12 protein-coding genes and 2 pseudogenes are annotated in these 10,496 nt (G+C 62.7%); 2 read left to right on the top strand and 12 right to left on the bottom strand.

What is annotated here, in order from left to right:
- On the bottom strand, window positions 1-299 hold a 299-nt coding region (locus tag AC5Y5O_RS31145; RefSeq protein WP_500028694.1), incomplete at its 3' end, for a DUF1275 family protein.
- A gap of 816 nt (window positions 300-1,115) precedes the next feature.
- The gene (locus AC5Y5O_RS31140) at window positions 1,116-1,775 is read right to left on the bottom strand and encodes a DUF8832 domain-containing protein (RefSeq protein ID WP_500028696.1); all 660 of its coding nucleotides are present in this window, start codon (window positions 1,773-1,775) and stop codon (window positions 1,116-1,118) included.
- Between AC5Y5O_RS31140 and AC5Y5O_RS31135 the strand changes: the two genes are divergently transcribed.
- Both AC5Y5O_RS31135 and AC5Y5O_RS31130 read left to right on the top strand, forming a co-directional pair.
- The gene (locus AC5Y5O_RS31135) at window positions 1,708-1,920 is read left to right on the top strand and encodes a hypothetical protein (protein WP_342931199.1); all 213 of its coding nucleotides are present in this window, start codon (window positions 1,708-1,710) and stop codon (window positions 1,918-1,920) included. The two genes, AC5Y5O_RS31140 and AC5Y5O_RS31135, sit on opposite strands and share 68 nt — an antisense overlap.
- Before the next feature lie 534 nt (window positions 1,921-2,454).
- A complete protein-coding gene (locus AC5Y5O_RS31130) occupies window positions 2,455-3,009 on the top strand; it encodes a hypothetical protein (RefSeq protein ID WP_330981083.1) in 555 nt (184 codons plus the stop codon).
- Between the two features lie 115 nt (window positions 3,010-3,124).
- Here AC5Y5O_RS31130 and AC5Y5O_RS31125 read toward each other — a convergent pair whose 3' ends face one another.
- The 10 genes and pseudogenes from AC5Y5O_RS31125 to AC5Y5O_RS31080 form a co-directional block, all read right to left on the bottom strand.
- On the bottom strand, window positions 3,125-5,224 hold the full coding sequence (locus AC5Y5O_RS31125) for a heavy metal translocating P-type ATPase (RefSeq protein ID WP_330981084.1): 2,100 nt from the start codon (window positions 5,222-5,224) through the stop codon (window positions 3,125-3,127).
- Window positions 5,217-5,600 (bottom strand): ArsR/SmtB family transcription factor, encoded by a 384-nt coding sequence (locus tag AC5Y5O_RS31120; RefSeq protein ID WP_330981085.1) that lies wholly within the window; start codon window positions 5,598-5,600, stop codon window positions 5,217-5,219. The genes AC5Y5O_RS31125 and AC5Y5O_RS31120 overlap by 8 nt, the downstream gene beginning before the upstream one ends.
- Window positions 5,601-5,752: 152 nt before the next feature.
- Window positions 5,753-5,902, bottom strand: a complete 150-nt coding sequence (locus AC5Y5O_RS31115) for a hemolysin III family protein (protein WP_330981086.1) — start codon at window positions 5,900-5,902, stop codon at window positions 5,753-5,755.
- 24 nt (window positions 5,903-5,926) lie between these two features.
- Complete coding sequence (locus AC5Y5O_RS31110) at window positions 5,927-6,085, bottom strand: hypothetical protein (RefSeq protein WP_330981087.1); 159 nt, start codon at window positions 6,083-6,085, stop codon at window positions 5,927-5,929.
- A 40-nt stretch (window positions 6,086-6,125) separates the two neighbouring features.
- Window positions 6,126-6,428, bottom strand: a pseudogene (locus AC5Y5O_RS31105) (hemolysin III family protein); the annotation flags it as partial.
- A gap of 302 nt (window positions 6,429-6,730) precedes the next feature.
- Complete coding sequence (locus AC5Y5O_RS31100) at window positions 6,731-7,156, bottom strand: arsenate-mycothiol transferase ArsC (protein WP_330981088.1); 426 nt, start codon at window positions 7,154-7,156, stop codon at window positions 6,731-6,733.
- A 15-nt stretch (window positions 7,157-7,171) separates the two neighbouring features.
- Entirely contained in the window at window positions 7,172-7,783 is a 612-nt protein-coding gene (locus AC5Y5O_RS31095; protein WP_500028695.1) for an arsenate reductase ArsC, read from the bottom strand.
- 54 nt (window positions 7,784-7,837) lie between these two features.
- A pseudogene (gene arsB, locus AC5Y5O_RS31090) lies at window positions 7,838-8,945 on the bottom strand (ACR3 family arsenite efflux transporter); the annotation flags it as partial.
- On the bottom strand, window positions 8,942-9,316 hold the full coding sequence (locus tag AC5Y5O_RS31085) for an ArsR/SmtB family transcription factor (protein ID WP_061559459.1): 375 nt from the start codon (window positions 9,314-9,316) through the stop codon (window positions 8,942-8,944). The gene AC5Y5O_RS31085 and the pseudogene arsB, both read right to left, overlap by 4 nt.
- A 99-nt stretch (window positions 9,317-9,415) precedes the next feature.
- On the bottom strand, window positions 9,416-10,496 hold a 1,081-nt coding region (locus AC5Y5O_RS31080), incomplete at its 5' end, for an MFS transporter (RefSeq protein WP_500028693.1).

The raw sequence follows: 10,496 nt of genomic DNA, 5'->3' as shown, positions 1-10,496 counted from the left end.
GCGCCCCCCAGCGACAAGGCGGTGAGGACCGTCGGGCCATGAGGATGTGCAACCCAAAGATGGCGTCTGCACAATGACGCAACCACCACGCCGCCGACAAAGGCTGCCACCAACAGCGCCGCTGTTATTGCGGGCCAGGGCTGATCGCGAAAGTATGCCAACGCGGCACGTTCGGTGTTGCCGGTCATAAAAGTCACGAAGTATCCGGCGGAGTGAGTGAACGCCGCGGCACCAATCAATCCGGCCAGCGCGGCCAGGACCCATGACAGCCGTGTTTCGCTGTCGAACCCCTCGCGCATACGGCTGATAGCAAATGGCAAATGTCTGCTCCCGTGCGGCTGAACCGTTCGGCTCTTTGCCCACCCACATGTCTCGGTTGACACCATCGTCTTACGCCGAACGGTCGGCGTAATCAGGGGGCAAACGGCACCCGCGCCGAGTTGGGCGCAGCGAATTCTTCACCAGTTCTGCCTTTCAGTTCGTCGGTTGATAATTCGGCGGGCGTAACGGGTGCGCCGAGCACCGCCCGGAGGCGGGGTTTCGTTCCAGCGTGGCGGTGGGTGGTTTCGGCGGCCGAATGCTGATTTAGCGCGGCCAGTAGAGTCACCCCAGGACACTCGATGTCTCGGCCGATCCCATCGCGTTCTGCTTCGCGGGCTGTTTTACCTGCGGCTCAAGCTGACTGCGGAGCAGGTATACGGTTGCCGACGCCTCAACTTTTCTTTTAGTCGGGTTCCAGCGAACAGCCAAGGCACCGACAGGCGCTCGAGGCCTTGGCTGAAGGTGATCAGTGGTTGCACGCGCACTTGGGGTGACCACACTTGCAACTGGCTGCGTGGATACACGCGGAGTCGTTGCACGTGCAACCGGTGGATTTACAGTGGCAGGTTTCAGTCTCGTTCATAGCCCAAAACAGTACCCCGGTAGGGTATCGCGTGGATCTCGGTCTAATTGCTGCGTGAGGACAATATTCTCGATCACTCCCGACGCGCACGTGGAGTCGATTTTGCTGACAAGGATTGACCGGCTTAGCCGAAATGCTGCTGATGTTATGGCCGCGATCAGGTACCGAATCGAACTCTCCGGACCGGTGGCGCACCTACAAGGTCCATGTCTCAATTGACGTGGAGCGTGATTTCGGCGGTGTGCACGATGCCAGCGGTTTGAAACTCGATGAACAACCGCCAGTTCCCGGAGGCCGGAAAAGCCGACTCGATGCTCAGGCTCGGGCCGCCCCGGTCCCTAGTTACCGGACTGCTCGGGTGCATGTGTGCGAAAGCCAGGTTTCCGGCCCGGATGGCGGTGACGTGAGCATAAGTGTCCAAATAAGGCTGCAACTCGGTGACAGGCTCACCACCGCTGTTGAAATCTAATGTGACCGAACTGTTTTGGCCTGCGGAGGGCTGCCCGGACACGGAGACCGTGTAGCCGTCGACGCTGGCGATGTTGCTCGACGAAGGCAGGGGTGCGGTGGTGGCTTGTCCGGGCACCGTCAGCGGTGTCGAAAGCACCAACGGAACGGCTACATCGCTCGGGTGGCGGGCGGTGAATTGAGTGAAAGCCCGCCAGTCACCCGGCGTCATCGCGGGTAACGCGACAGTCCAGGTGCCGTCAGTGGCCATGATGGGGTGCAAGTGCGCGAACCCTGTCAGGTCCGAGCGGATCACATAGAAGTGCAGCAGCTTAGTTTGCTCGGGGACAAACTGAGTGACTGGTTCGCCGTCGGGCGAAGTGATCCTGAAGGTGAAGGTGCCGGCGGTGTTGGCCGTGAGCATGGTGGCGGCGGGCACAAGCGTGAACCCGAATTGCGATGCCGACAGCCCATCTCCAGCGAGCATTGGCTCGGTCATCCCCGGCATGCTCGACATTGTTGGCGCGGTCGATGCCGCCGATACACCCGGCGTGGTGCTCGTCGCGTGAGTCGACATGCCGTTGCTACAGCCACCGATAACAAGGACCGTAGCGATAGCGCCGAACGTCCCCACAAACTCAACGCGGCGACCGACGAAAGTAGCAAGGTTCATGAGGACAGCGTACCGGTTTACCCCTAGGGGGTATCTCGGCTAGCCGCTTAGCAGGGAGAGGTTTGTCAGTCCCAGCTAGTCGGTGGCCGATCGTTCATTCGGAGATTGATTTTCAGTTCGCGCTCGGCGGCGTCAAGGCACATGCAGGCGTTACCCGCATTCGCCTTGAACGCATGGTGCAACTTCGTGGCAGTCCGCGGTTCCAGGTCGACATCATGGGATGCCTCAACGGGACGCCGACCCGCAGTTCAGGGCGACGTTCAACCGGTCGGGCCAACAGCATTTGAACCTGCAACCACATGACCCCCAGTCAGTAAGCGTGATGCGTTCTCCCAGGTCAGACCGGGTTTCTTTCGGCAGCGCTGATTTCGCTCGAATGCGACACGGTAGCCGGCTCGGATACTGGCCGATTTCTTAGAATTCAGCGGCCTTGTGCACCACCGTCTTTCAATTCGATATGCACCGAAGCGAGACGGCGGGATCCCAGCCAGTTTGCGGATACGTTTGGCTCGTCTTGCTCGCGAGGCAGGAATCTTTCCACACGAGAGCGGAATTTATGAAAATCGGCATAGTCGTTGCGGCGACCACACTCCTTGCCAGCGTGCTGTCGCCACCAGCATCCCAAGCTGAGCCGCTCGCCGCGGCCGATGACCTAAAGATGAACGGTGTCTACCACTACGCCGACGAGGATGGCGATACCGGAACGTGGACGATTAGCACAACATGCAAGCCGGTCTGCGTTGCCCACGTCACGACCGGTCCCGGTGAAGGGTTCAACGCCCCGCTGATTGATGGTCGTTACGACGTGAAGCGGACGATTCCGGAGGGCGCGATCTGTGGCAACGATCTCAGCCAGCATCCGGTCACCGTGGATCAATGGTGGGACCCGTTGACGCTCAACGGGGTTGCGATCTTCTTGGACAGCACCGCACCCTGCGGCCTGAGCGATCCGAGCGACACCTTTACCCTGACAAAAATCGGCTAAGCTCGCCCACTTATCCGGTGCAGACCGCATCGGGCCGCTGCACACTGCGGGGCCCACCGCATTGGCCCTCCACCAAGCAAGTGCAACCTCGTGCGGGACCCAGTCGCCGACACGTTCAATTCTTCTCGGGTGCGCTTGGGTGACAACACGCGCACTCGTCACCGCAGCACGATCCCGGCTCACTTGGGGCGAGCCTGAGCGTCTGAACACCAACCGGCAATTCCTGAGTGGGTGTCCCGCAGCACGGATCACTTAGCGGTGGGGGTGCACCGATGTTGACATTGGGTGTCGACGTCAATTTGGACGCCGCCGCGACGACGCCCGGCAACGGTTGCGTTTTGGCGGCGCGGATGGCGTTGAGGATGACCAGCACTTCCGCGGCTTCGTGGATGAGCACCACTGCGGCCAATCCGAGTAGGCCCAACGCAGCAATCGGGATCAGGACGGTAATGATCACCAGCGACAGCACGATGTTCTGCAGCATGATCCGGCGAGCGCGGCGGGCGTGAGACAAGGTCTGAGGAAGGTGACGCAAATCCGCCCCCATGAGCGCGACATCGGCGGTTTCGATCGCGACGTCGGTACCCATGGCGCCCATGGCAATGCCGATGTCGGCAGTAGCCAGCGCCGGCGCGTCGTTGATCCCGTCGCCGACCATGGCGATCGGCTTACCGCGGGCCAATTCGGGCAGCAGTCGGGCTTTGTCCTCTGGCAGCAGGTCGGCGTGGACCGTAGTGATACCTGCCTCGCTAGCCAAGGCGTGGGCGGTGCGCGAGTTGTCGCCCGTGAGCATGGCGACCTCGAACCCGTTACGGCGCAACGCAGTAACGACGTCGGCGGCTTCTGGTCGTAGTTCGTCGCGCACCGCGATTGCGGCCATAAGGGCGCCGTCTCGTTCGAGCAGCACCACGGTTGCTCCGGCCCCTTGCAGCCGATCAACCTCGCTGCGCAGTGGTCCTGAGTCGATCCAACCAGGTTTGCCCAGCCGCAGCGTCGTCCCGTCGAGTTGGCCGGTCAATCCGTGCCCGGGGACGGCGGTGACTCCGGTGGCGCTCGGGATGTTGGTGTCTATGGCGGCCAGAATCGCTTGCGCGAGTGGATGTTCGCTGCGGGCTTCCAATGCCGCCGCTACCCGCAGAGCTTCGGTATCGGTGCTGTCACCGACGGTGATCGTGTTGATGACTTCAGGCCTGTTGCGGGTTAGGGTTCCCGTCTTGTCGAGCGCCACGGTGCGTATTCGACCCAGCGCTTCGACCGCCGCCCCGCCTTTCACGAGGGCGCCTTGCCGGCTCGCGGCGCCGATTGCGGCCACCACTGTCAGGGGCACGGCGATCGCCAAGGCGCACGGCGACGCGGCCACCAACACAACGAGGGCGCGCTGCAGCCAGACCAGCGGATCACCAAGCAGTGCGCCAAACACAGCGACGGCAACTGCCAGGATCATGATCGCCGGCACCAGAGGCCGAGCGACCCGATCAGCGAGGCGTTGGCCGGCGCCTTTGCGTTCCTGAGCGTCTTCGACAATGTGGACGATCCGCGCCAGCGAGCTATCGTTGGCGGCCGCGGTCACTTCGACCTCGATGGCGCCGCTGCCGTTAATGGCGCCGGCATGTAGCTGGTCGCCCGGGCCGGCCTCGATCGGCACCGACTCCCCGGTGATGGCTGATGCGTCGAGGCTGGTACGCCCGGCCGTGATCATGCCGTCGGTGGCCGCCCGCTCCCCCGGACGTAGCACCATCTTCTCGCCGACCGCGAGATCCTCTGGGGCCACGGTGATTTCGCGGCCGTCGCGCACCACTGTGGCTGTCGGTGGCACCAGCGACAACAGAGCGCGAAGTCCGCGGCGGGTCCGTGTCACCGCGTAGTGTTCAAGCCCCTCAGCGATGGAGAACAAGACACCCAGCATCGCCGCCTCGGCAAACTGGCCCAACGCGACCGCGCCCACCGCGGCGATCGTCATCAACGTCCCCACGCCGATGCGGCCATGCCGCAATCCGCGCAACGCACCTGGCACGAATGACGCCGCACCGGCCGCCGCTGAAGCGCATTCCAACACCGAGGCCACCGAAGTGCGCCCGAACGCCTCGATCAACCAGGCAGCCGCCAGCAGAACGGCGGCCAGCGCCGCCCAGTGCAATTCTCGAACCTGCCAGAGTTTTTCCGGCCCCGCCTGCGGTTGGTCAGCCTCGTCGCTTCCACAGCACGCATCAGACATCGTTGCGCTCCTTCACAGGTGACACGGAGAGGGTCATGACAGCCGAGGTGAGCTCCCGGCCCTGTTCGGTCAGTCGGTATATGACGAGTCGGCCGGACCGGCGGGAGGACACCAGCTTGGCGACTTTGAGCTGACGCAAGTGATGCGACACGAGGTTCTGCGCCTGACCCACCACCCAGGCCACATCGCACACGCACAATTCGTCACCCGTCAGCAAGGCCGTCGCAATCGTGAGTCGCGTCGGGTCACTTAATGCTCGGGCGCGCGCCGCGAAGGCCTCAATTCGATCCAAGGACGATAGCGACGCTCGAATCGACTCAGCATGTCGCAGGTCCAGGCACAAGAGGTCGCGAGTATCCAACGGAGACTGTCCCATCCTCATATGCTAACGAATATTGATATGGGGCGGAAGGTCTCCTCGGCATCGCTTGCCCGCTTTCCCCACGCAAGCGAAACGGCGGTGTGATCGGCTGCTCGCCGTCGGACTGGCGCAGTTCGCAAGTTCGCTGACTCGTCTGATTCATTTGTCTAGAACACCGCGAAACACATAGCGATGTAGTGGCACATCGCCGCGAGGACGGTGAAGGCGTGGGAGATGTCGTGATGGTGCAGCGCCGTCGGCCGCAGTGCATAGAGAACCCCGCCGAGGCTGTAGAAGGCGCCCCCGGCCAACAACATGACTAGCGCTACTGCGCCGGTGCTTCACAAGATCGTGCCGCTGTACTGCAGGATCGTGCCGGTGTAACAGATCGACGCCGACCTGACCATCACGCACAGCGGCGCCGCCACCCAGCGCGGCGCGGTCGGATAGAGCAGCGTGAGCGCAACTCCGGTCGGCGCTGCGCCCCAACTGGCGGCCACGACCAGATGTTCTGTGGGGTGCGGTAGGGCCAACCAGGCGAACGGGTGTGTGGCTGGCGGCGATGAATACGAAGATCATCGAATGGTCCAGCCACGTCCGCGCCCCGGGGTCGAGCGAGTGCCGGTTGACGCGTTGAAACATTGCGCTGATAGCCAATACGGCCACGATCGCGACGAGGTAAGCCAATGTCGCGAGCCCCGCCTGGTTGGACGGGACCGCCCACGCCACCACCAGCAATGCCACGGCCGCGATAACGGCCGCGGCCGCGAAGTATGGGATGGGCCCGCGGCGTGACCTCGACTTAGCCAGACCCAGGGCACGGCCCTCACCGCGGTGACTCATTCGCGCAAAAGTGCACGACGATCGCCATCGGGCTTGATGTCAACTATCCGCCGAAGGCCTCCCAATCGCTCCTGAACGTGAAGGCGGGAAATGGATTTGGCGATTTGGCGCTTGGCGGCGCCTCTCTCACACAAATTGAGGAAGAGATCGGGACAGCGATCGCTAGGAGGCCAACGCATCATAGACTTTCGCTGGCAGCGATGCCCAGCATTGGGCGTGCAGGCGCAGCTGGGCATGTGCCGGGCGGTCTAAAGTGGACACCCAGTCGCTGCCGATCGTCAGCTGTTATCGGGGCGGCGGCTCTACGTTGAGTCGGCTCGGATGCGGCCGAAGAGATCGGCAACACGTGTCGCGATGTCGTCGCGTACGAGGCGCATTCGTTCGATGCCGTCGATTCCGCGCTCGGAGGGTTCGTCGGTGTCCCAATTCTCGACGGTAATCCCGGGCGCGCGCTGGACCTTGGCTTCGCGCCCAATCGTGATCACGAAGTCGACATTCTGAAGGAGGTTTGGATCGATGGGTTTGGGTCTTTCGCCGGAGATGTCGACTTCGATTTCGGCCAGCGACTCGGCGGACAGGGCGTTGATGCCCTCGCCCGGCTTCGTTCCGGCCGAGTAGACGAGAACTGCGTCACCGGCGAGCTTGCGCATTAGGCCGGCCGCCATTTGCGACTTCCCGCTGTTCTTAACGCACACGAACAGCACCGAGGGCGGCATAGCTTCATCCATGGCTCTGCTCCTTGATTACCGCTGCGACTGTATGCCTAGTTCGGACAGCAGTCGGCGAACACGCTCTTCGATGTCATCGCGGATGGGACGCACGGCTTCGACCCCTTGCCCGGCGGGATCCACGAGTTCCCAATCCTCGTAACGCTTGCCGGGAAACAGGGGGCACGTGTCGCCGCATCCCATCTTGACGACGACATCTGCGGCCTGAACGATTTCGTCGGACCACGGTTTGGGGAATTCACGGGTGATATCGACACCGACTTCCGCCATGGCCTGCACCGCAGACGGATTAACTTGATCGCCGGGTTCAGATCCGCCCGACCACGCCACTGCCTGGTCGCCCGCGAGGTGATTGAAGAATCCGAGAGCCATCTGTGAGCGTCCGGCGTTATGCGTGCACAAGAACAAGACAGTCGGGCGCGTGTCAACGAGTTGCCCGCTGACACGCACGCGTGCCGCGAGGCGTTGGCGCGTCCACCGTTCCGCTCGCGCGGTTAGCGATTTCGCATCGATGGCGCGACCGTTGAATCGTTCGCAAGAGGAGCGCAGCGACCGCTCGATATCGTCGCGGCCGACGTGCTCGCCGAACTCGGCGTGGAGCCGATCCGTAACGTCCTTCGGGGCCAGTTGCTGGTCGCCTGATTGATGCCCGAGCTGGTCTGTACTGGGTGACGGCGAGCTATCGGTCATGGTGTGCTCCGCTGCCCGGCACGGCGTTCGAAGCATCCGCGGCGAAACGTCGCCGCAACGCCAGAGAGACGTAGACGAGTCCGACAAGCACTGGTACTTCGATGAGAGGGCCGACGACCCCGGCGAGAGCTTGCCCGGAGGTCGCCCCGTACGTCGCGATCGCAACAGCTATCGCGAGTTCAAAGTTGTTGCCGGCAGCCGTGAAAGCCAGCGTGGTTGTGCGCTGATAGCCCAAGTTGAGCGCGGCCCCCAAGAGGTATCCACCGCCCCACATGATGGCGAAGTACGCCAGCAGCGGCAAAGCGATTCGGGCGACATCGAATGGCCTGCTGGTGATTTGATCGCCCTGTAAGGCGAAGAGGATCACGATAGTGAATAGCAGGCCGTACAGGGCCCAAGGGCCGATAACCGTGAGAAACCTGTTTTCGTACCAGGTTCGGCCCTTGGCCTTCTCGCCGAAACGCCGCGACAAGTACCCGGCCAGTAGAGGGATACCAAGAAATATCACTACCGACTTGGCGATCTGCCAGGGGGAGGTACTGATTGTGGTCTGCGGTAAGCCGAGCCAGCCCGGCAGGACTGACAGATAGAACCAGCCCAGGACTGCAAACATCACAACCTGGAAAATCGAGTTCAATGCAACCAGCACCGCAGCGGCCTCGCGGTCTCCACAGGCGAGGTCGTTCCAGATGATCACCATCGCAATGCATCTCGCTAAGCCGACGATGATCAATCCGGTGCGGTATTCGGGCAGATCGGGTAGCAGAAGCCACGCCAAGGCGAACATCACGGCGGGCCCGAGTATCCAGTTCAAAATCAGGGAGCTGAGCAGTAACCGTCGGTCGCCTGTTACCGAGTCCAGCTTGTCGTAGCGGACTTTGGCCAATACCGGATACATCATTACCAACAGGCCAAGCGCGATGGGCAGCGAGATGCCGTCGACCTGGACGCGCTCAAGAGCAGTATTGAGCCCCGGTACGAGCCGGCCCAACAACAAGCCGGCGCCCATGGCGATGCCAATCCAGACGGGCAGGAATCTGTCCAGGAGCGAAAGCTTTTCGACGACGGCGGGATGACCGTGCGACTGGGTGGTGGTCATGCCGACGCCTTCGCCGCGGAAACGTCAACTCTGAGTACCGTCGACAAGTTCGTCAATGCCTCCGGGACGACTGCGTAGTACACCCAAGAGGCGCGGCGTTCGGAGGTCAATAGCCCCGCATCCTTGAGGACCTTGAGGTGATGCGAGATGGTCGGCTGGGTTACGTCGAATCCCTCAGATACGTCGCACACGCATGCCTCGCCGCCCGCGCGGCTGGCCACCATGCTGAATAGGCGCAGTCGGATCGGATCAGCCAGTGCTTTCAGCTTGGCCGCGATGTCGGCGGCGGCCTCTGGTGAGAGCGGCTCGGTTACTAAAGGCGCGTACGCGCACACGGACGCGTCTGGAAGCGGAAGCCGTGATTTAGACACCCATCTATATTGATGCTTATCGAACTGAAACGCAACCCGCCGGGCGTAGTGAAGAGCGGTCGTCGGCGCCAGACGATGGACTCAGACGCACGCGCAAGTTTAATCCGCGTGAGCACTCGGCGACAGATGCGGAACATCGCTGTCATCGGAACGAGCGGGAACACTGGCCAAGCCGATGACGGCTCCAAGAGCTCCGAAAGCGCCAAGCGCTATGAACATCAAGCCATATCCGCCGAACCAGCTCGCCAGGGCGGCACCGATCCACGGACTGGTCGCGGTGGCCAAGGTGACGGGGGCGGATAGGACGCCGTTCAGATGTCCGTAGTGGGTATGACCCCAACGTTCGGTGACGGCAGTCGCTTGTAGCAGGGTCATGATGCCCCGCACGAATCCGGCGAGAATCGCCATCACGATCAGCGGCACCACCGAGCTGAAAATTCCGAGTAGTGCTGTCGTCACCGCCACTCCTGCCAGAATCGATGCCACTCGCGCCCGTATGCCGAAGCGGGCGATCAGCGTTCGGTAACCGAGTCGGCCGAACACTTGTCCGATGCCGCCCAGGCCGAGCGCCGTGGCTGACATGCGCGCGTCGATACCGTGCTCGGTCATCAGCGGCACGAGGTTGACGATGACCGAGTAGGAGGCCAACACAGCTACGGTGAGCGCGACTGCCAGTGCAACGAACGGGCGACTCCGCGTGATTCGGCTGGGTGGTTCGCTGATGTGCAGCCCGGGCGCGGCCGGCCATGGGTGGCGAAGGCCAAAGAAGTGCGCCGGAATGGTCACGGCCGCCAGTAGCGCCGCGAGGGCGAGATAGGTTGTGCGCCAATCAAGTCGATCGGCCAGGGCGGCGGTCAGTGGCGCAAACACCGTGCTCGACAGCCCCGCCACAAGCGTCAGAATTGTCAGGGCGCCAACGTGGCGGGGGCCGAACCAGCGTGTCAACGCCGCGAACGCGGGCGGATACAGCACGGCGGCCATGGCCACTCCTGCCGCTATCCATGCGGCCACGAACCACGGAAACGTCGGAGCCAGCGCAACGCCCACCACTGCAAGTGGGCCGGCCACGGCGCCGGCGGTCATAACGCCACGCGGGCCATGTCGATCCAACCATCTGCCCACGATGACGCCGACGAGTGCCGAGGTGACCAATCCACCTGAGAACGCCGCGGTGACTGCT

The organism is Mycobacterium sp. NGS40 (assembly GCF_059812735.1).
Note: the sequence above shows the minus strand (reverse complement) of the source record. Positions and strands in the feature narration are given on the sequence as shown.